Genomic DNA, 20,251 nt, shown 5'->3' with positions numbered 1-20,251 from the left:
GTGCAGGTGGGCATCTCTGCGATCTGCGGCGAGCTACCGGGCTGGGCGCGCAGTTCCCCGCGCCCCTTATCGGCTTGCCCGGTCCAGTGCGCTCGCCAAGAGCGCCAGATCGGTCGGGCCGTTGCCGAGTTCCCTCACCGGGCGGTGGGTCGGCGGGGTGCCCAGTTGGGTGGGGTCTATGGCGACCACGGTGGGGCGCAGGGTGGCGGTGCGGGGGATGCGGCCGCTGATCCGGGCGGTCTGGAAGGCGGTCACGCCGCCGTCGGGACGGCGGAGGTAGCCGCGGCCGGGGGTGTCGGCGGGGAGGGCGGCGGCGTCCGAGAGGTGGATCAGGAGGTCGGAGTCGGCCGGGTCCGCGCTGCGCAGGGCGATCCGGAGCAGGGCCAGCTCGTCGACCTCGCTGCCGGCGGTCTCCTCGGGTGAGCCGGTGGTGGCGACCAGGTGGAGGCCGAGGCGGCCGCCGCGGCGGGCCACGGCGGCCAGGGCGCGGGCCAGCGGACGGCCGGCCGGGGAGGTGGGGGCGAGCAGGGCGTCGTAGTCGTCGACCACGATGACCTGGCGGGCGGGGGCGTCGCCCCGGGCCTCGGGGGCCTTGCGCGGGGCGGTGACGGTGGGGGAGGCGGGGGTGCCGCTGCCCGCCGTCACGAGGGAGGGGGCAGGACTGACCCGCACGGCGTTCGCGGACTGCCAGGCCGTGAAGTCGAGCTCGCCGAAGAGGGCCTCGCGGTGGGTCAGCTCGTCCAGCAGGGCCTCGGCCAGGACTATCGCTCGGCGCGGGTCGGCCGCCGCGTCCAGGTGCTCGGTGACGTGCGGGAGGTCGGCGCAGCCCTGGAGACCGCCGGACTCGGCCGGGCCGCGGCCCTCGATCAGCCGGACGGCGAGCCGCTCGGGCCGTTCGGAGACGGCGAGCGAGGCGGTCAGGGTGCGCAGCAGCTCGGTCTTGCCGGAGCCCTTGGCGCCGCCGACCAGCAGGTGCGGGCCGCCGTCGGGGGCGGTGAGCAGATCCGGGTCGGCCAGGTCGACGGTGCAGAGCTCGTCGCGGGTGGTGCCGAGCAGGGCGGTGGCGGTGCCGGGGGTGACCGGGAGGGCGGCCCAGCGGGCGGAGAGCTTGCCGGGGGTGACGCTGTCCAGGTGGAGCAGGTCGAGCAGGCGCAGCGCCTCGGGCAGCGGGCCCCGGCTGGTGGGGGCCGCCTCGCGGAGTGGGGCGAGCGCCCGGGCCAGGCGCTCGGCCCAGGCGGGGGAGACGGCGTCGAGGGCGATGTCCTCGGTGCGGCCCTCGGGGGTGGCCAGGCTGAGCCGGGTGGCGACCTCGCCGGTGATCACGGCGGTGGCCACCGTGGCGGGCAGCTCCTCGGGGTGCTCGGCCAGGCAGAGCGGGAAGACGCCGAGGGCGGGGCCGCGCCGGAGCAGCAGGTCGAGCAGGCGACGGCCCTCGGGGGTGCCGGGGTCGCCGTCCATCAGCAGGACGGTGGCGGGCGGCCGGGCGGCGGGCTCCAGGGAGGCGAGCTCGGCGAGCCGGGCCTCGGCCTGGGCCGGGTCGAGGGCGACCAGGCGGCGGCAGTCCTGGCCGTGGGTGGGCAGCAGGTGGGGGAGCCAGAGCGCCCAGGACCAGTCGGCCACCGGGTGGTCGGCGGCGCTCACCACGACCAGGCTGAGCGCGCTTGGCGGGTGCAGGGCGGCGAGCTGGGCGAGGGCGGCCCGGGCCAGGCCGGCCAGCCGCTCGCGCGGGCCGGCCAGGCCGAGGCTGCCGACGGCGCGCAGGTCGACGGTGGCGGGCACGTCGGGCAGCAGGGTGCCGGGGGTGGTGCCGGGGCCGCCGGGGAGGGCGGCGGTGCCCAGGCGCAGGGTGAGCGAGTCGGGGTGGGCGGGGTGGCGCTCCCAGAGCCGGGGGCCGGGGGTCAGCGCGGCGAGCAGCAGGGTGGCCGGGTCGGGCCAGCGCTCGCGGCGGACGGCCGCCTGCCGCCGGGCGGCGGCCTGGGCAGTGTCGGCGGTGCCGGTGGCGGTGGGCTCGGGGGTGCGGGGGCGGCGCAGCGAGAGCAGGGAGCGGGCCCGGCCGGCGGTGGCGGGCCTCTCGGGCTCGGTGGCCGGCGCGGGGGCCGGGGCGGGCGCGGCGGAGGGGCGGGAGGCCGGCGGGGCGGCGGCCAGCCGGAGGTGGCCCTGGCCGTCGGGGGCGGCCGGGCGGGGCTCGGCGGGCTCGGGGCGGGCCAGCTGGAGGGTGGACTCGCCGACCCGGAGCAGGGCGCCCTCGGGCAGCTCGGCGGGCTCGGCCCGCAGGAAGCGGCCGTCCAGGGTGGTGCCGTTGGTGGAGCCGAGGTCGCGGACGGTGACCTGGCCGTCGGGGCCGAGCTGCAGGGCGAGGTGGAGCCGGGAGACGTCGGGGTCGTCCAGCGGTACGTCGGCCTCGCTGGAGCGGCCGACCCGGATCTGGTCGCCGTGCAGGCGGTGCACGCCGCCGGCGTCGGGGCCGCCGACCACGCGGAGCTCGGCCTCGGCGGGCCGGTCGGCCTCCTCGGCGTCCGGGTCGGGCTCGTTGAGCGAGAGCACGGCGCCGTCGAGCAGCGGGGGGTGGCCGAGCAGGGCCTGGTCGTCGAGGCGCCGGGCCCCGGCGTAGAGGTGCACGTGGGTGGCGGAGCGCGGTCCGCGTACGCCCACGGCGCCGGCGAGCGCCCCCGCGACGGTGCCCAGCGGTGTGCCCACCGGGGCGGTGACCAGCACGTCGGTGGCGGGCCCGGCCCCGGCCGGGCCGGTGCGCGGGCGGAGGACGGTCAGCCGGATCTGCATCTCGCCCGTGGTCCCTTCTTCGTACCGCTCGGCTAGGGCCTGTCCGGCAAGATCCGCCGGACAGGCCCTTGAGCCTGCAGGTGTGGTGCTGCCATCTTGCCAGCCGGCACCGACCGTCCGCGCACGGTACCGGATTTGACGATCTTGCGATGATCGACATGGTGGAGCCGACGCCCAGTCAGGTCAAGGTCTGCCCAGGTGGCCCCCCGTCAGGGCCCTCGGGTGCCCCTCGCCGCACCTCGGATTCGCCGCCGTACGCGGTTAGAGTTGCCGGAAACACGGGCCCGGCAGCCCGGCGACAACAGGAGTGCACAGGTGCGGCCAGTCGGCAGCAAGTATCTGCTCGAGGAGAGCCTCGGGCGCGGTGCCACCGGCACCGTCTGGCGCGCGAGCGTGCGCGAGGACATCGCCGTGCCCGGGATCGAGCCGGGCCGCCCGGTCGCGATCAAGATACTGCGCGAGGAGCTGGCGGCCGACCCGGACGTGGTGATGCGCTTCCTGCGTGAGCGCTCGGTGCTGCTGCGGCTCAACCACCCCAACATCGTCCGGGTCCGCGACCTGGTGGTGGAGGGCGAGCTGCTGGCCCTGGTGATGGACCTGGTGGACGGGCCGGACCTGTTCCGCTACCTGCGCTCGAACGGGCCGTTCTCGCCGATCGCCGCCTCCCTGCTGATGGCGCAGGTGGCCGACGCGCTGGCCGCCAGCCACGCGGACGGCATCGTGCACCGCGACCTCAAGCCGGCCAACGTCATGCTGGCCACCCTCGCGGTGGACGGCACCGAGCAGATGCACCCGATGCTCACCGACTTCGGCATCGCCCGGCTGGCCGACTCCCCGGGGATCACCCGCACCCACGAGTTCGTCGGCACCCCGGCGTACGTCGCGCCGGAGTCGGCCGACGGCCGCCCGCAGACCTCCGCCGTGGACGTCTACGGCGCCGGCATCATGCTGTACGAGCTGGTCACCGGCCGTCCGCCGTTCCAGGGCGACAGCCCGATCGCGGTGCTGCACGCCCACCTCGCGCAGGACCCTGAGCGGCCGCGCACCATGCCCGAGCCGCTCTGGACGGTGATCGAGCGCTGCCTGCGCAAGGACCCGGCGCAGCGGCCCAGCGCCGTCTCGCTGGCGAACGCGCTGCGGGTGGTCGCGGCCGGGGTCGGGGTGCACGCCTCCCCGGCGGCCGTGGACGCCGCGCTGGCCGTCGGCGCCCTTCTGCTGCCGGACCCCCTGCTCGCCGCCGAGGCCCCGGCCGAGGCGCAGGGCTGGGCCGCCGCGACCCAGGTGCTGCCCTCCGGCGCGGCCGGCTACGACCCCTCGGCCGCCACCCAGGCGCTGCCCGCCGAGGCGGTCGGCGCGGCCGACCGTACCCAGGTGATGAGCGGGCCGCCGGCCGCCGACCGCACCCAGGTGATGCCGCCCACCGCCGTCCCGCCGCCGCCCCCGGCCGGCCCGGGTGCCTCGGGCGCCTCGGCCTCCGAGTCGCCGCACCCGTGGCAGGCCCAGTTGAGCGCGGCCCGCGACCGCAACCAGCAGACCGAGGTCGGCTACTTCGACCCGCAGGACTTCGGCGAGCCCCAGGTCGCCCCGCGCCCCTACCAGGGCGGTCCCGCTCCGCAGTACCAGCCGCCGCAGCCCTACCGGCAGCCCGGCCCGTACGAGGGTGGCCGCCAGTACGGCCAGGGCAACCCGCCGGGCCGCTCGGCCCAGGCGTACGGGCAGGGGCAGGGGTACGGCCAGGGCAACGGCGGCGGCTACGGCCAGGGCGGCCCCGGCCAGGGCGGTCAGGGGCGGGGCCCGGCGTACGGTCAGAACGCTCAGGGCGGGCCGGGGCAGGGCGCGCCGTACGGCCGCCAGGCGCCGCAGCCCCCGCAGCCCGGGTACCAGCAGGCGCCGCCGCCGCAGCCCTATGTGGCGGCCCCCGCCCCGCAGCGCCGGGCCGAGCCGCCGGTGCCGCAGCACCGGGAGCCGGCCCCGCCGCAGCGGCGCGAGCCGGCCTACCGCGAGCCGGAGCCCGCGCCGCGCGCGCGGGAGCGCGAGCCCCGGCCGCGCAGCCGGAACCGGATGTACATCCCTGGCCTGGGCTGTCTCAAGGGCTGCCTGATGGTGCTGCTGATCCTGGCGGTGGCCGTGGTGGCACTGTGGAACTTCACGCCGCTGCCGGATTACTGGGCCCAGGTGCAGAGCTGGTTCCACACGGCGATGAACTGGGTGCACAAGGCCGGCGGCTGACGGGCCGTCGGGGAGCGCTCGGCCGGCCGGGTGGATGGTGATCTTGTCGCTTTGTCGACAGTTCACGATTTTTCCCGGCCCCGGAGGGCCTCTGGCGGGTCCTGGAGCCCTCCGGGGCGCGTAGGTTGGTCGGTGACTGACCGACCTACCGAGCGCACCCGTCGGGCCGTGCGCTCCCGCCGCCTACGGAGCAGCAGCATTGGCACGCAAGATCGGCAGCCGGTACACCGTCCACCAGGTGATCGGCCGAGGCTCCGCCGGCACCGTCTGGCTCGGTGAGGGGCCGGACGGGCCGGTGGCCGTCAAGTTGCTGCGCGAGGACCTGGCCTCCGATCAGGTGCTCGTCGGGCGCTTCGTGCAGGAGCGCGCCGCGCTCACCAGCCTGGACCACCCCCGGGTGGTCGGCGTCCGCGACATGGTGGTGGACGGCGACGACCTCGCGCTGGTGATGGAGCTGGTGCAGGGCACCGACCTGCGCTCCCGGCTGGAGCGCGAGGGCGTCTTCACCCCGCAGGCCGCCGTCTCGGTGATCGCCGACGTGGCCGACGGCCTGGCCGCCGCGCACGCGGCCGGGATCGTGCACCGGGACGTCAAGCCCGAGAACGTCATGCTCGACCTGGTCTCCCCGCCCGGCCCCGGTGGCGCGCCCCGGGCCAAGCTCACCGACTTCGGCATCGCCCGGCTGGTCGACGCCCCGCGCCGCACCCGGGCCACCCGGATCATCGGCACCCCCGACTACCTCGCCCCCGAGATCATCGAGGGCCTGGAGCCCCGGGCCGCCGTGGACATCTACGCGCTGGCCACCGTGCTGTACGAACTGCTGGCCGGCTTCACCCCCTTCGGCGGCGGGCACACCGGCGCCGTGCTGCGCCGGCACGTCACCGAGAGCGTGCCGCCGGTGCCGGGCCTGCCGGACGACCTCTGGCGGATCATCGCCGGCTGCCTGGCCAAGGCCCCGGCCTCCCGGCTGCGGGCGGCCGAGCTGGCCGACCGGCTGCGCGAGCAGCTGCCGGCCCTGGCCGGCCTGCCGCCGCTGGCCGTACCGGCCCAGGGCAAGGCGCCGGCCGAGGAGGTGCTCAGCCCCGGCGAGGCCGTCTACGCCGAGGCCGAGACCGGCACGGGCGTCCACCGCCGCCGACGCGGCCCGGCCGTCCCGCTGGTGCCGGTGCCCTCCCCGGACTCGACCCGGGACACCCACACCAGCCTGCGGCGGCCCTCGCCGCAGGAGCTGGCCTCCTACGCGGCGGAGTCGCAGGCGCAGCGCGCGGCGGCGCCGGTGGGGCACCGGAAGGGGCGCAAGGCGCTGGTCCGCCGGCGGCGGATGCTGGCGGTGCTTCTTGCCGTGGTGTTGCTCGTCGCCGGGGCGGCTGCGGCGTATGCGGCGTTCGCGGCGGATCACCGGGGGGCGAGGCGGGCTGCTGCTGCCGGGTGCGGCGCCGTTTCTTCCGGTTTGGCGCAGTTCCCCGCGCCCCTGGGTGCTGCAACTGGCTGCCTGCGTATCTGACCTCCCTTCCCTGTCCATTAGGCTGGTGGCGTGGCAGCCGTCGATCCTTCCGAAGAGCTCAAGTCCCTCGAAACGACCATGGGGTCGATCGAGGCCGTCCTCGACCTGGACAAGATCCGGGCCGACATCGCGATTCTGGAGGAGGAAGCAGCCGCCCCGAACCTGTGGGACGACCTCGCCAATGCGCAGAAGGTCACCAGTCGGCTCTCCTTCCTGCAGGGCGAACTCCGCAAGGTCACCGCGCTGCGCGGCCGGGTCGACGACTTGGGCGTGCTCTTCGAGCTGGCCGAGGCCGAGGACGACGCGGACACCCTGGCCGAGGCCATGACGGAGCTGGACTCCGTCAAGAAGGCCGTCGAGGAGCTGGAGGTGCGCACGCTCCTCTCCGGCGAGTACGACGCGCGTGAGGCCCTGGTCAACATCCGCGCCGAGGCCGGTGGCGTGGACGCCGCCGACTTCGCCGAGCAGCTCATGCGGATGTACCTGCGCTGGGCCGAGCGGCACGGGTACCCGACCGAGGTGCTCGACACCTCGTACGCGGAGGAGGCCGGCATCAAGTCCGCGACCTTCTCCGTGAAGTCGCCCTACGCCTACGGCACCCTCTCGGTCGAGCAGGGCACCCACCGCCTGGTGCGCATCTCGCCCTTCGACAACCAGGGCCGTCGTCAGACCTCCTTCGCGGGCGTCGAGGTGCTGCCGGTCGTCGAGCAGTCGGACCACGTCGAGATCGACGAGTCCGAGCTGCGCATCGACGTCTACCGCGCCTCCGGCCCCGGCGGCCAGGGCGTCAACACGACCGACTCGGCGGTGCGCATCACGCACATCCCGACCGGTGTGGTGGTCTCCTGCCAGAACGAGCGCTCGCAGATCCAGAACAAGGCCTCCGCGATGAACGTGCTCCAGGCGAAGCTGCTGGAGCTGCGCCGCAAGGAGGAGCGGGCCGCGATGGACGCGCTCAAGGACAGCGGCAGCTCCTGGGGCAACCAGATGCGGTCCTACGTGCTGCACCCGTACCAGATGGTCAAGGACCTGCGCACCGAGTTCGAGGTCGGCAACCCGCAGGGCGTGCTGGACGGCGACATCGACGGCTTCATCGAGGCGGGCATCCGCTGGCGCAAGCAGCGCGAGACCAGCGGAGAGTAGGTTTTCTGCGAGCGCAAAGTTCGGGCGGACGTAAAGTTCGCCCGAACGTAAGCTTGGCCCGAGTGCAAGATTTGCCCGAGCGTAAAACTTGCTCGGACGTAAGTGTTGCCCGGGCGTAGAACTTGCACGAGCGTAAGATTTACCCGGACGTAAGACTTGCCCGAGCGTAAAAGTGCCCCGAGGAGACCTCCTCGGGGCACTTTCGCGTCGGCGGATGCTCAGGCCAGGACCTGGCGGGCGATGAAGGCCATGGCCAGCAGCGCGACCAGTAGGGCCAGCAGGGTGGTGGGGCTGAGCGCGGCGAACGGACCCTGCTGCTCCTGCAGCCGGGCACGGTTGGCGCGGCAGACCGGGCAGCGGCCCTCGCTCACGCGGCCGTTGCAGTTGGCGCACACCAGATGGTCGCAGGTCATGCGATCTCCTCCTCGCTGCTACAGCCAACGCGCCGGGCGGGCTTTCGGTTCCTGCCTCTGCTGTTACCACTGTGCCAGGTCTGCGGCGGTCCGGCGCCCGGGCTGGGGCAGTCGGTGGTGGTCGGGGCTGGGAAACCGGGGACGGATTCTGTGAATTGGCTCGCATCTATCGGGTCAAACCAGGACAAAAACCGACCAAAACCAGGCTTCTGCGGAAGACGACCCCCGGCACCAGGAGGCGTTCGGCCTAGGATGGCCCCCGTGATGCAGCCGTGATCAGATTCGACAACGTCTCCAAGACCTATCCCAAGCAGAACCGTCCGGCCCTGGACAACGTCTCGCTGGAGATCGAGAAGGGCGAGTTCGTCTTCCTGGTCGGCTCCTCCGGTTCGGGCAAGTCCACCTTCCTGCGGCTCTGCCTGCGGGAGGAGCGGCCGAGCACCGGCGAGGTGCACGTGCTGGGCAAGGACCTGGGCAAGCTCTCCAACTGGAAGGTGCCGCACATGCGGCGCCAGTTGGGGACGGTGTTCCAGGACTTCCGCCTGCTCCCGAACAAGACCGTCGCGCAGAACGTGGCCTTCGCCCTGGAGGTGATCGGGAAGCCCAAGAGCGCGATCAACAAGGTCGTGCCCGAGGTGCTCGACCTGGTCGGCCTGGGCGGCAAGGAGGAGCGGATGCCCGGCGAGCTCTCCGGTGGTGAGCAGCAGCGCGTGGCGATCGCCCGGGCCTTCGTCAACCGTCCGATGCTCCTGATCGCCGACGAGCCCACGGGTAACCTCGACCCGCAGAACTCGGTCGGCATCATGAAGCTGCTCGACCGGATCAACCGCACCGGGACGACCGTCCTGATGGCCACGCACGACCAGGCCATCGTCGACCAGATGCGCAAGCGAGTCATCGAGCTCGACAAGGGGCTGCTGGTCCGCGACCAGGCCCGCGGTGTCTACGGCTACCAGCACTAGACCTCCGCCCGCCTCGTCGCCCCACCCGCAAACCCTGGAGTGAGAAAAGCATGCGCGCCCAGTTCGTTCTGTCGGAGATCGGTGTCGGTCTCCGCCGCAACCTGACCATGACCATCGCTGTCGTGGTCAGTGTCGCGCTCTCGCTCGCCCTCGCCGGTGCCAGCCTCCTGGTGCGCGACCAGGTCAACTCGATGAAGGGTTACTGGTACGACAAGGTCGAGGTGAGCATCTACTTCTGCACCAAGGCGGACCAGAAGGCCTCGCCGCAGTGCGCCTCCGGCGCGGCCACCGACCAGCAGATCAAGGACGTCAAGACCCAGCTGGACTCGATGACCCAGCTGGTGCAGAGCTCCACCTTCGAGAGCTCGCAGGACGCGTTCAAGCGCTGGAAGGACACCAACCCGGACAACCCGCTGATCCAGGCGGTGGGCCCGGAGGCCATGCCGCAGTCCTGGCGGGTGAAGCTCAACGACCCGACCCGGTACGACGTGATCCAGAGCGCCTTCGCCGGCAAGGCGGGCGTGAAGTCGGTCGAGGACCAGCGGAAGATCCTGGAGAATCTGTTCGGCCTGCTGAACGGCCTGCAGACCGCCGCCTTCGTGATCATGGTGCTGATGCTCTTCGTCGCCTTGCTGCTGATCGTGAACACCGTCCGGGTGTCCGCGTTCAGCCGACGGCGGGAGACCGGGATCATGCGCCTGGTCGGTGCCTCCAACTTCTACGTCCAGATGCCGTTCATCGCGGAGGCTGCCTTCGCGGCGCTGCTCGGCGCGGTGCTGGCCTCGGGGCTGCTGCTGGCCGGTCACTACTTCGTGCAGAACTTCCTCGCCCAGCGCGTCCAGTTCATCCAGTTCATCGGGCTCTCCTCGGTGCTCCAGGTGATCCCGCTGCTGGTCGTGATCGGCATGGCCATGGCCGGTATCGCGGCCTTCTTCACCCTGCGGAAGTACCTCAAGGTCTGAGTGGCCTCCGCGCGACCTGACAGGGGCGCGTGTCCCGCTCGACGGAGCGGGACACGCGCCCCTGTCGTCGTCGGCGGGCGGGCGCCTAGACTCGTCAGTCATGTCACGGCAGGTGCGGCAGGGGGCCACGCTCACGCTGGTGTTCGGGGTAGTGCTGCTGGGTGGGGCGCTGGCCGGGGCCTGGGGGGAGCCCGAGGTGGCGGCGCGGACGCCCGCGCAGGACGCGGCGCCCGGTGCGGCCGGGCCGGGTCTGGCGGGGGCGCGGCTCTCGCGGGCCGAGGCCGAGCGGCTGCTCGGCGCCAGCGGCGACCGCTGGGCCGCGTACTACAGCCCGCAGGAGTACGCCGACTTCCTGCTCGGGCGCTATCTGGGCGTGGGGCTCTCGATCGGGCGGTCCGGGGACGGCTCCACGGCCGTCTCCCAGGTGCGGCCCGCCGGCCCGGCCGCGGCGGCCGGGGTGGAGGTCGGCGACCGGCTGGTGCGCCTGGACGGGGTGCGGGCCGACCGGCTTCCGGTGACCGAGGTGGTGGCCCGGCTGCGCGGCGAGGGCGCCCAGCGCCGGCCCGGCTCGACCGTCTCGCTCGCGGTGCAGCGGGCCGACGGCCCGGTCCGCGAGGTGGTGCTGCGCCGGGCCGTGCTGGAGACCCAGGAGGTGACGGTCGGCGAGCTCGCCCCCGGGGTGGTGCGGATCGGGGTGGCGGCCTTCACCGACGGGGTGGCCGAGCGGGTCCGGGCGGCGGCCCGGGGTGCCCGCGCGGTGGTGCTCGACCTGCGCGGCAGCTCCGGCGGGCTGGTCGAGGAGGCCGCCGAGACGGCCGGGGTCTTCCTGGACGGCGGCGAGATCGGCTCCTACCAGGCCGGCGGCGAGCGCCGCGGGCTCACCGCGGCCCCCGGCGGCGACACCGCGACCCCGCTGGTGGTGCTGGTGGACGGCGGCACGATGAGCGCGGCCGAGCTGCTGGCCGGCGCCCTCCAGGACCGCTGCCGGGCCGTGCTGATCGGCTCGCGCACCTTCGGCAAGGGCACCGTGCAGCAGCCCAGCCGGCTGGCCGACGGCTCGGTGCTCGAGCTCACCGTGGGCCGCTACCAGACCCCGGCCGGCCGCAGCCCGGACGGCACCGGCTTCACCCCGGACGTGCCCGTGCCCACCGGGGAGCGCGCCGAGACGCTCGCGCTGCGGGTGCTGGCCGGCCTCGGGCGGCGCGGCTGACCGGCGCGGCCGGCGACCGGACAAATGGGGCTGACGGCCGCCGTACCGGGATGCGAGAATGGCCGACGCTATGGCAAAGGAAACGGGACAGAAGCTGATCGCGCAGAACAAGAAGGCGCGACACGAGTACACCATCCTCGATACCTACGAGTGCGGGATGGTGCTCACCGGCACCGAGGTGAAGTCGCTGCGCGAAGGCCGGGCCAACCTGGTCGACGGGTACGCCTACACCCAGGGCGGTGAGGTCTGGATCGACAACGTCTTCATCCCCGAGTACACCCAGGGGACGTGGACCAACCACTCCGCGCGGCGCAAGCGCAAGCTGCTGCTGCACAAGATGGAGATCCGGAAGCTGGAGGCGAAGACGAAGGAGACCGGCCACACGCTCGTCCCGCTGTCCATGTACTTCAAGGACGGCCGGGTCAAGCTGGAGCTCGCCCTCGCGGTCGGCAAGAAGTTGTACGACAAGCGGCAGACCCTGCGCGAGAAGCAGGACACCCGCGAGACGGCCCGCGCCGTCGCGGCCGCCCGCCGCCGGCAGCAGCGTTGACGGCAGCGGCGTTGACAGCCACGGGTTAATGGGCTGGACCCTCGGCGGTCGCAGCGCGTACCATGGTCCCAGCAACACCGCACCGGGTTGAAAGCCAGTGCGGATGATGTTTCTCAAAAAAACATGGGGATGATCGGTTTCGACAGGGGACGTCGAAACAGGAGAAGCGAGCCGAGAAAGGCGACACTGACCTCGTTAACCCTTTGTCGCAAAAAAATAATCGCCAATACTAAGCGCGAGTCCTTCGCGCTCGCTGCCTGATCAGCGAGTAGCCAAGGTGTCAGACCGGGGAGTTCCCGACCCGGAGCCTGGCATAATCTAGGGAACTCAACCGCCCTCCCCGGTTACGGGGGAGGATGGGAAATCAAACAGTAGCTGGGCCCGTTGGCGGCTTGTCCGCGTGACTGCCAGGGCCGAGAAAAGCACAGCGGACTGCGCTCGGAGAAGTCCTGAATCCACTCCACTGGACCCGGGTTCGATTCCCGGCATCTCCACCACCCCATGTTCATGCAGTACCCGAGAGCCGCCGACCTTCAGGGGTCGGCGGCTCTCGGGCTTTCCCCGGCTCACAGGCCCCCGCCCGGCGGGGTGAGCGGACGGTTCCGCCCGCGTCACCGGGCGCGGCGGTGGCCGAAACCCCCGCTGCCTAGCGTCGGCCGCACCGAGCAGCCGAGGCAGGGGAGTGGCGATGGCCCGCATTCAGGAGTGGCACCCGGAGGACGCGGAATTCTGGGCGCGGGAGGGGCGGAGGACGGCGCACCGCAATCTCTGGTTCTCGATCCTCTCCGAGCACGTCGGCTTCTCGATCTGGAGCCTCTGGTCGGTGCTCGTGCTCTTCATGGGCAAGGAGTACGGGATCGACCCGGCCGGCAAGTTCTTCCTGGTCGCGCTGCCCACCCTGGTGGGGGCCTTCGTCCGGATCCCGTACACCTTCGCGGTGGCCCGGTTCGGCGGGCGGCGGTGGACGGTGGTCTCGGCGCTGCTGCTGCTCCTGCCCGTGCTGGCGGCGGCCGCCGTGATGCACCCCGGCACCTCGTACGGCACCCTCCTGCTGGTGGCTGCGCTGACCGGGGTGGGCGGCGGCAACTTCGCCTCCTCGATGACCAACATCAACGCCTTCTTCCCGGCCCGGCACAAGGGCTGGGCGCTCGGGCTGAACGCCGGCGGCGGCAACCTCGGGGTGCCGGTGATCCAGCTGGTGGCGCTGGGCGTGATCGGCTGGGCCGGGGCCGGGCACCCGCGGCTGGTGCTCGCCGTCTACCTGCCGCTGATCGTGCTCGCGGCGCTCTGCGCGGCGCTGTTCATGGACGACCTGGCCGTCACCCGGGGCGACACCGGCGCGCTGCGGGCCACCTGCCGGGAGCGGCACACCTGGCTGCTCGCGGTGCTCTACGTGGGCAGCTTCGGCTCCTTCATCGGCTTCTCCTTCGCCTTCGGCCTGGTGCTGCAGAGCCAGTTCGGCCGCACCCCGCTGCAGGCCGCCCAGCTCACCTTCCTCGGCCCGCTGCTCGGCTCGCTGATCCGCCCGGTCGGGGGCCGGCTGGCGGACCGGTTCGGCGGGGCCCGGATCACCTTCTGGAACTTCGGCGCGATGGCACTGGCCGGGCTGCTGGTCACCTACGCCTCGGTGCTGCGCTCGCTGCCGGTCTTCCTGGTCGGGTTCGCCGCGCTGTTCGTCTTCGCCGGGCTGGGCAACGGCTCCACGTACAAGATGATCCCCGGGGTGTTCGACGCCAAGGCGCAGGACCGGATCGCCGCCGGGGAGAGCCCCGCGGCGGCGGCCGACTGGGCCCGGCGCACCGGCGGGGCGGCGATCGGGGTGATCGGCGCCGTCGGCGCGGCGGGCGGGCTGCTGATCAACCTGGCTTTCCGGGAGTCCTTCCTGCGGGTGCACAGCGGGGCCCCGGCCTTCGCCGCCTTCCTGGTCGGCTACGCCGGCTGCGCCGCACTGACCCGGGCGGTCTACCTGCGGCGGCCGGCCCGGACGGCGGCCCCGGCGCAGGTGCCCGCCGGAGCCTGAGGGCCGGCAGGTGCCCGCCGGAGCCTGAGGGCCGGCAGGTGCCCGCCGGAGCCTGAGTGCGGGCAGGCGGCCGCCGGAGCCTGAGGGCGGCCAGGTGACGCCCAGTCGGAAACTCCCAGGAAATCCTCGCGACCCGTCGGTGTGACGGCGGGACGTGAGGATGACCTCCCACCCACAGCCGTACAAGGACCATCACCATGGACGACGTCGCTCAGGTGACCACCGACCCCGTGCCGCCGCTGGCCGGGTACACCGTCGGGATCACCGCCGCCCGCCGCGCCGACGAGTTCGCCGCCCTGCTGGAGCGCCGGGGCGCCACCCTGCTGCGCGCACCGGCGCTGCGGATCGTGCCGCTGGCCGACGACACCGAACTGCTGGCCGCGACCCGCGCGCTGGCCGCCGCCCCGCCCGACTTCGCGGTGGCCACCACCGGGATCGGCTTCCGGGGCTGGATCGAGGCCGCCGAGGGCTGGGGGCTGGGCGACGAGCTGCTGGCGGGCCTCGGCCGGGCCGTGGTGCTCGCCCGGGGCCCCAAGGCCAAGGGGGCGATCCGGGCCGCCGGGCTGCGCGAGGAGTGGTCGCCCGAGTCGGAGTCCTCGGCGGAGGTGCTCGACCACCTGCTGGCCCGGGGCGTGGCCGGGCGGCGGATCGCCGTCCAGCTGCACGGCGCGCCGCTGCGCGAGTTCGTCGAGGCGCTCGCCGAGGCCGGGGCGGAGGTGGTCGAGGTGCCGGTCTACCGCTGGCTGCCGCCGGTGGACCTGGCCCCGCTGGACCGGCTGCTGGACGCGCTGTGCGCGGGCGCGCTGGACGCCGTCACCTTCACCAGCGCCCCCGCCGTGCTCAGCCTGCTGGAGCGGGCCGCCGAGCGCGGGCTGACCGAGCCGCTGCTGGAGGCGCTGCGCCGCGAGGTGCTGCCGGTCTGCGTCGGGCCGGTGACGGCCGCGCCGCTGGAGGAGCGCGGGGTGCCCACCGTCTGGCCCGAGCGGATGCGCCTGGGCGGGATGGTCCAGCTGCTCGCCTCCCGGCTACCCGAACGGTCGCGCCGGCTCGCGGTGGCCGGGCACCGGGTGGAGCTGCGCGGCCAGGCCGCCCTGGTGGACGGCGTGCTGCGGCCGGTGCCGCCCGCCGGGATGGCCCTGCTGCGGGCGCTGGCCCGCAGACCCGGCTGGGTGGTGCCCCGGGCCGAGCTGCTCCGGGCGCTGCCCGGCGGGGGTGAGGACGAACACGCCGTGGAGAGCGCGATGGCCCGGCTGCGCACCGCCCTGGGCGTGCCCGGCCTGGTCGGCACGGTGGTCAAGCGGGGCTACCGGCTGGCGGCCGATCCGGGCGACAAGTACTGATCCGGCCGAGTGGTGCGGACCGGCCCGGCCGGGTGCGGAGCACCGATCCGGCCGGGGGCCTCGGCCGGGGCGGCGGTGAGGGCGTAGGATCATCTGTCCGCTTCTTCGCACCGCCGCAACCACCGAGGCCATGCACAGCACAGACAGCACCAACGCCGACACCGTCCGGGATCGCGAGATCGCCGGCGAACAGCGCCACCTCGACGTGGTCTACCACCGCCTGGAGGAGAAGCTGGCCGAGGCCGAGTACATCCTGGAGGACGCCGTCCGGAAGGTGCAGGTCGGCACCCCGGGCGCGCTCGCCGAGCGCGACGCCCAGGTCTACCGGGCCGGCGCCCACCTGCACCGGCTCAACAGCGAGTTCGAGGACTTCCTGTTCGGCCGGATCGACCTCCAGCAGGCCGACGCCCCAGAGGAGCACGGGATCCCGTCGAACACCCCGCTGGACCCGGCCGACCCGGCCGTGGCCGAGACCCTGCACATCGGGCGGCTGGGGGTGCTGGACGCCGAGTTCGGCCCGCTGGTGATCGACTGGCGGGCCCCCGCCGCCGCGCCGTTCTACCGGGCCACCCCGGTGGAGCCCGGCCGGGTGATCCGCCGCCGGGTGATCCGCTCCAAGGGCCGCAAGGTGATCGGCGTCGAGGACGACCTGCTGCGCCCCGACCTCACCCCCACCCTGGACGGCGCCGAGCTGGCCGTGGTCGGCGACGGCGCGCTGATGGCCTCGCTCGGCCGGGCCCGCAGCCACTCGATGCGCGACATCGTCTCCTCGATCCAGAAGGAGCAGGACGAGGTGATCCGGGCCCCCGCCGCCGGGGCCACCCTGGTCACCGGCGGCCCCGGCACCGGCAAGACCGCCGTCGCCCTGCACCGCGCCGCCTTCCTGCTCTACCAGGACCGCCGCCGCTACGCGGGCGGCATCCTGGTGGTCAGCCCGACCGCCCTGCTGGTCTCGTACACCGAGGGCGTGCTGCCCTCGCTCGGCGAGGAGGGCCAGGTCGCGATCCGGGCCGTCGGCTCGCTGGTGGCGGGCATCGAGGCCGGCCGGTACGACACCCCGGAGACGGCGCACGTCAAGGGCTCGGCCCGGATGGCGCAGCTGCTGCGCCGGGCCGCCCGCGGCGCGCTGGAGCTGAACGCCCCACAGGAGCTCAAGGTCTTCGCCCGCGGCGAGGCGCTGCGCCTGGACGCCGGCCGGCTCAAGGCGGTGCGGGCCAACGTGATCGGCAGCGGCGGCACCCCGCTCAACCTGCTGCGCCCGCGGGCCCGCCGACTGCTGCTGGACGCGCTCTGGTCGGAGCTGGTCAAGCACCTGCCCAAGGTCACCGACCACTACCAGCGCGAGCAGCGCCAGGAGGAGAAGGAGAGCTTCGACGAGTACGTCTCGGACGAGGCCGTCTTCCTGGACTTCCTGGACGCCTGGTGGCCGGTGGTCACCCCGCGCGGGGTGCTGGCCACCCTCAAGCAGCCCCGGCACACCAACCGGATCGCCCGCCGCGCCGTCACCCCCGAGGAGTCCAGGCTGCTGGCCGCCTCCTGGCGCCACCTGGGCCCGCGCGGCGAGGGCGAGCTCTCGGCGCACGACGTGGCGCTGGTGGACGAGCTGTCGGTGCTGCTCGGCGAGCCGGCCCGGCCGAAGGTCCGCGAGGTGGACGCGGTGGACCTGCTCAGCGGCCTGGACGAGGTGACCACCTTCGCCGACCGCAACAGCCGCCAGCGCGAGCGCGGGCCGGTGGAGCGCACCGAGTACGCGCACGTGATCGTGGACGAGGCCCAGGACCTCACCCCGATGCAGTGGCGGATGATCGGCCGCCGGGCCCGGATGGCCACCTGGACCATCGTCGGCGACCCGGCGCAGAGCTCCTGGCCGTACCCGCAGGAGGCGCAGGCCGCGCTGGACGAGGTGCTCGCCGGCAAGCCGCGCCGCCGCCACACGCTGACCGTGAACTACCGCAACCCGGCCGAGATCGCCGAGGTGGCCGCGACCGTCCTGGAGCTGGCCGCCCCCGGCACCCCCTCGCCCCGGGCCGTCCGCTCCACCGGCGTGGAGCCGCGCTTCGCGGCCGTCTCCTCCACCGAGCCGGCCGCCTTCGGCGAGGCCGCGCGGGCCGAGCTGGCCAAGCTGCTCGCCGAGGTGGACGGCACGGTGGCCGTGGTGGTGCCGATGGACCGCCGTGCTGAGGCCGAAGGCTGGATCGCGGGGCTCGGCGAGCGGGTGGTCGCGCTCGGCAGCCTGGAGGCCAAGGGCCTGGAGTACGACGCCACCGTGGTGGCCGACCCGACCGGCATCGCGGGCGAGTCCGAGGCCGGCCTGCGGGTGCTGTACGTGGCGCTGACCCGTGCCACCCAGCGGCTCACCGTGCTCTCCGGCCCGGACGACCTGCCGGACTCCGAGGGCCGCCCGGCGCTGCTGCGGGGCTGATCCCCACGGGGACGACCGAGGCCCCCACCGCGCTGCGGTGGGGGCCTCGGCCCTACGTTGGTGACACCGACCCGCCATGCTCGCCTCGCGGCAAGTGGTCGCTCGAAGCGACTAAGGTTGGGCCCGGGGGCTTGGATCGAGCCGGTGTCTCGTCCAATGTAACGCATCCGCCCGGTGAGGCAGCCCGGCGCGGAGGATTTTCACGAACCTTCACGGGTGGGCCGGAAGCTCTTTGTCGGGTCCGTGCAATCAATGAACGTTATTTCTGCGTACTCGCTGGTAGGTGCGACGATCGAGGTCTAGCATGCGCTGAGCAAGCGCTTCAACAGATTGTTGAATCCTCCAGCTGACGGAAGAAGGAACGGCCGATGGCCACGGTGCCTAGCGTCTCCAACTCGATCACGGTGCGCCTTGAGGTCCCGGCCACGGGCAACGCGGTGAGCTCGATCACCACCGCCGTCGAGTCCTCCGGCGGCTCGGTCATCGGTCTGGACGTCACCGACTCCGGCCAGGAGGCCCTGCGGATCGACGTCACCGTGGCCGCCGGCTCGGTGGCGCACGGCGAGGAGATCGTCGAGAAGCTGCGGGCGATCGACGGCGTGACCATCGGCAAGGTCTCGGACCGCACCTTCCTGATGCACCTCGGCGGCAAGATCGAGATGTCCTCGAAGCTGCCGATCCGCAACCGTGACGACCTCAGCATGATCTACACCCCCGGCGTGGCCCGGGTCTGCCTGGCGATCGCGGAGAACCCCGAGGACGCCCGCCGGCTGACCATCAAGCGCAACAGCGTCGCGGTGGTCACCGACGGCTCGGCCGTGCTGGGCCTGGGCAACATCGGCCCGGCCGCCGCGCTGCCCGTGATGGAGGGCAAGGCCGCCCTGTTCAAGCGGTTCGCCGGGATCGACGCCTGGCCGATCTGCCTGGACACCCAGGACGCCGACGAGATCGTGGCCATCGTCAAGGCGATCGCCCCGGGCTTCGCCGGGATCAACCTGGAGGACATCTCCGCCCCGCGCTGCTTCGAGATCGAGGCCCGGCTGCGCGAGGCCCTGGACATCCCGGTCTTCCACGACGACCAGCACGGCACCGCGATCGTGGTGCTGGCCGCGCTGACCAACGCGCTGCGGGTGGTCGGCAAGGAGATCTCCGACATCCGGGTGGTGATGTCCGGTGCCGGCGCGGCCGGCACCGCCATCCTCAAGCTGCTGCTGGCGGCCGGCGTGGAGCACGCCACCGTGGCCGACGTGCGCGGCGTGGTGCACAGCGGCCGCGACGACCTCAACGACTCGCTGCGCTGGATCGCCGAGCACACCAACCGCTCGGGCCGCACCGGCTCGCTCAAGGAGGCGGTGGCCGGGGCCGACGTCTTCATCGGTGTCTCCGCCCCGAACGTGCTGGACGGCGATGACATCGCCACCATGGCCGAGGGCGCGATCGTCTTCGCGCTGGCCAACCCGGACCCGGAGGTCGACCCGGCGGTGGCCCGGCAGACCGCCGCCGTGGTGGCCACCGGCCGCAGCGACTTCCCGAACCAGATCAACAACGTGCTGGTCTTCCCCGGCGTGTTCCGCGGTCTGCTGGACGCCCAGTCCAAGACCGTCAACACCGAGATGATGATCGCCGCCGCCCGGGCGCTGGCCACCACCGTGGCCGACGACCAGCTGAACGCCAACTACATCATCCCCAGCGTCTTCCACCCGGACGTGGCCAAGACGGTGGCCGCAGCCGTCCGGGAAGCCGCCCTGGCGGCCCGTGGCGAGGCCGAGCAGGCCCCCGCGCGCCCCACCCCGGGCATCGTCGGCACGCTCGACACGGCGGCCTTCCCGGCCGTCCGGCTCTGAGTCGGCGCGACGCTCCGCAGCGCTCCGGAGCGTCGCCGTGGGCACCCCGCCGATCGCTCGTCTGACCGACTGGCACCCCCGCTCGGCGTGACACGCCCCTTCCCCTTGCGACACAAGGGGAAGGGGCGTGTTTGGGCTTGTCGGTGCCAGGGCGTACGGTAGCCCTGAACGGGGTGGGCGTGTCCGACAAGTACGGAACGTCCCCCTCGGCCTCTCGGCATGTCGCCGCGACGGATGCCCGCTCCGGCCCTCCGGAGCCGACGGAGTGTCACAACTCCGTCCGGCGGGCGCCGTTCGGGGCCGTCGGCCAGGGCCCGATTGGCTTTCTCAGTGCCGGTCGGGGCAGGATTCGTACCCAGGCAGTGCGGTTTCGAGGCGCTACGGGGTGCAAGTCCGGCCCCGGACCGAACCCCCTCGCCTGAACGAGCAACAGCGTGCGGACCAGCGGCCCAGCCGGGTGCCCCCGGAGGGACGACCGATGGGGCCCCCGCACGCGCAACGCGAACAGACCACAGGAGTACACATGAACCGCAGTGAGCTGGTGGCCGCTCTGTCCGAGCGCGCCGAGGTGACCCGCAAGGACGCCGACGCCGTTCTGGCTGCCTTCGCCGAGGTCGTCGGCGAGGTCGTCGCCAAGGGCGACGAGAAGGTCACCATCCCCGGTTTCCTGACCTTCGAGCGCACCCACCGCGCCGCCCGCACCGCCCGCAACCCGCAGACCGGCGACCCGATCCAGATCCCGGCCGGCTACAGCGCCAAGGTCAGCGCGGGCTCGAAGCTCAAGGAAGCCGCCAAGGGCAAGTAAGTCCCCTGGGCTTCTGTACCAACGACTGTGGCCGGTCGCCCTCGCGGGGGACCGGCCACAGGCCGT

14 protein-coding genes and 1 other RNA gene are annotated in these 20,251 nt (G+C 73.4%); 13 read left to right on the top strand and 2 right to left on the bottom strand.

What is annotated here, in order from left to right:
• Window positions 1-66: 66 nt before the first annotated feature.
• Entirely contained in the window at window positions 67-2,781 is a 2,715-nt protein-coding gene (locus CFP65_RS13700; RefSeq protein WP_104816358.1) for an FHA domain-containing protein, read from the bottom strand.
• A gap of 315 nt (window positions 2,782-3,096) precedes the next feature.
• Between CFP65_RS13700 and CFP65_RS13695 the strand changes: the two genes are divergently transcribed.
• The 3 genes from CFP65_RS13695 to prfB all read left to right on the top strand — a co-directional run bounded on the left by CFP65_RS13695 (window position 3,097) and on the right by prfB (window position 7,657).
• Window positions 3,097-5,010, top strand: coding sequence for a serine/threonine-protein kinase (locus CFP65_RS13695; RefSeq protein WP_104816357.1), 1,914 nt, complete (start codon window positions 3,097-3,099; stop codon window positions 5,008-5,010).
• A 199-nt stretch (window positions 5,011-5,209) separates the two neighbouring features.
• Window positions 5,210-6,514, top strand: a complete 1,305-nt coding sequence (locus CFP65_RS13690) for a serine/threonine-protein kinase (RefSeq protein WP_104816356.1) — start codon at window positions 5,210-5,212, stop codon at window positions 6,512-6,514.
• A gap of 30 nt (window positions 6,515-6,544) precedes the next feature.
• The gene (prfB, locus tag CFP65_RS13685) at window positions 6,545-7,657 is read left to right on the top strand and encodes a peptide chain release factor 2 (RefSeq protein ID WP_104816355.1); all 1,113 of its coding nucleotides are present in this window, start codon (window positions 6,545-6,547) and stop codon (window positions 7,655-7,657) included.
• A 218-nt stretch (window positions 7,658-7,875) separates the two neighbouring features.
• Here prfB and CFP65_RS13680 read toward each other — a convergent pair whose 3' ends face one another.
• Entirely contained in the window at window positions 7,876-8,070 is a 195-nt protein-coding gene (locus tag CFP65_RS13680) for a hypothetical protein (protein WP_104816354.1), read from the bottom strand.
• A 272-nt stretch (window positions 8,071-8,342) separates the two neighbouring features.
• On the opposite strand from CFP65_RS13680, the gene ftsE reads away from it, so the two are divergent.
• The 10 genes from ftsE (at window position 8,343) to CFP65_RS13630 (ending at window position 20,185) form a co-directional block, all read left to right on the top strand.
• Window positions 8,343-9,032: a cell division ATP-binding protein FtsE gene (gene ftsE / locus CFP65_RS13675; protein WP_104816353.1), complete on the top strand. Its 690-nt coding sequence runs from the start codon at window positions 8,343-8,345 to the stop codon at window positions 9,030-9,032.
• Window positions 9,033-9,082: 50 nt separating this feature from the next.
• On the top strand, window positions 9,083-9,994 hold the full coding sequence (gene ftsX, locus CFP65_RS13670) for a permease-like cell division protein FtsX (RefSeq protein ID WP_104816352.1): 912 nt from the start codon (window positions 9,083-9,085) through the stop codon (window positions 9,992-9,994).
• Between the two features lie 100 nt (window positions 9,995-10,094).
• On the top strand, window positions 10,095-11,204 hold the full coding sequence (locus tag CFP65_RS13665; RefSeq protein ID WP_104816351.1) for a S41 family peptidase: 1,110 nt from the start codon (window positions 10,095-10,097) through the stop codon (window positions 11,202-11,204).
• A gap of 70 nt (window positions 11,205-11,274) precedes the next feature.
• A complete protein-coding gene (gene smpB, locus CFP65_RS13660) occupies window positions 11,275-11,754 on the top strand; it encodes an SsrA-binding protein SmpB (RefSeq protein WP_104816350.1) in 480 nt (159 codons plus the stop codon).
• A gap of 125 nt (window positions 11,755-11,879) precedes the next feature.
• Window positions 11,880-12,251: a transfer-messenger RNA gene (gene ssrA, locus CFP65_RS13655) on the top strand.
• Between the two features lie 191 nt (window positions 12,252-12,442).
• Window positions 12,443-13,774 (top strand): NarK/NasA family nitrate transporter, encoded by a 1,332-nt coding sequence (locus CFP65_RS13650; protein WP_174805529.1) that lies wholly within the window; start codon window positions 12,443-12,445, stop codon window positions 13,772-13,774.
• A gap of 197 nt (window positions 13,775-13,971) precedes the next feature.
• On the top strand, window positions 13,972-15,114 hold the full coding sequence (locus CFP65_RS13645; protein WP_104816348.1) for a uroporphyrinogen-III synthase: 1,143 nt from the start codon (window positions 13,972-13,974) through the stop codon (window positions 15,112-15,114).
• A gap of 130 nt (window positions 15,115-15,244) precedes the next feature.
• Complete coding sequence (locus CFP65_RS13640) at window positions 15,245-17,536, top strand: UvrD-helicase domain-containing protein (protein WP_104816347.1); 2,292 nt, start codon at window positions 15,245-15,247, stop codon at window positions 17,534-17,536.
• 368 nt (window positions 17,537-17,904) lie between these two features.
• The gene (locus tag CFP65_RS13635) at window positions 17,905-19,380 is read left to right on the top strand and encodes an NAD-dependent malic enzyme (protein WP_104816346.1); all 1,476 of its coding nucleotides are present in this window, start codon (window positions 17,905-17,907) and stop codon (window positions 19,378-19,380) included.
• A gap of 523 nt (window positions 19,381-19,903) precedes the next feature.
• Window positions 19,904-20,185, top strand: coding sequence for an HU family DNA-binding protein (locus CFP65_RS13630; RefSeq protein ID WP_104816345.1), 282 nt, complete (start codon window positions 19,904-19,906; stop codon window positions 20,183-20,185).
• The last annotated feature ends 66 nt before the right edge of the window (window positions 20,186-20,251 follow it).

The sequence above is a fragment of the Kitasatospora sp. MMS16-BH015 genome, from assembly GCF_002943525.1.
Taxonomy (GTDB): domain Bacteria; phylum Actinomycetota; class Actinomycetes; order Streptomycetales; family Streptomycetaceae; genus Kitasatospora.
This window is presented reverse-complemented; position numbering and strand designations above follow the sequence as displayed.

What these genes read in the sequence shown, in the direction of transcription:
- CFP65_RS13700 (WP_104816358.1), bottom strand. Translation starts at nt 2,781, where the DNA reads ATGCAGATCCGGCTGACCGTCCTCCGCCCGCGCACCGGCCCGGCCGGG.
- CFP65_RS13680 (WP_104816354.1), bottom strand. Translation starts at nt 8,070, where the DNA reads ATGACCTGCGACCATCTGGTGTGCGCCAACTGCAACGGCCGCGTGAGC.
- ftsX (WP_104816352.1), top strand. Translation starts at nt 9,083, where the DNA reads ATGCGCGCCCAGTTCGTTCTGTCGGAGATCGGTGTCGGTCTCCGCCGC.
- CFP65_RS13665 (WP_104816351.1), top strand. Translation starts at nt 10,095, where the DNA reads ATGTCACGGCAGGTGCGGCAGGGGGCCACGCTCACGCTGGTGTTCGGG.
- smpB (WP_104816350.1), top strand. Translation starts at nt 11,275, where the DNA reads ATGGCAAAGGAAACGGGACAGAAGCTGATCGCGCAGAACAAGAAGGCG.
- CFP65_RS13650 (WP_174805529.1), top strand. Translation starts at nt 12,443, where the DNA reads ATGGCCCGCATTCAGGAGTGGCACCCGGAGGACGCGGAATTCTGGGCG.
- CFP65_RS13645 (WP_104816348.1), top strand. Translation starts at nt 13,972, where the DNA reads ATGGACGACGTCGCTCAGGTGACCACCGACCCCGTGCCGCCGCTGGCC.
- CFP65_RS13640 (WP_104816347.1), top strand. Translation starts at nt 15,245, where the DNA reads ATGCACAGCACAGACAGCACCAACGCCGACACCGTCCGGGATCGCGAG.
- CFP65_RS13635 (WP_104816346.1), top strand. Translation starts at nt 17,905, where the DNA reads ATGGCCACGGTGCCTAGCGTCTCCAACTCGATCACGGTGCGCCTTGAG.
- CFP65_RS13630 (WP_104816345.1), top strand. Translation starts at nt 19,904, where the DNA reads ATGAACCGCAGTGAGCTGGTGGCCGCTCTGTCCGAGCGCGCCGAGGTG.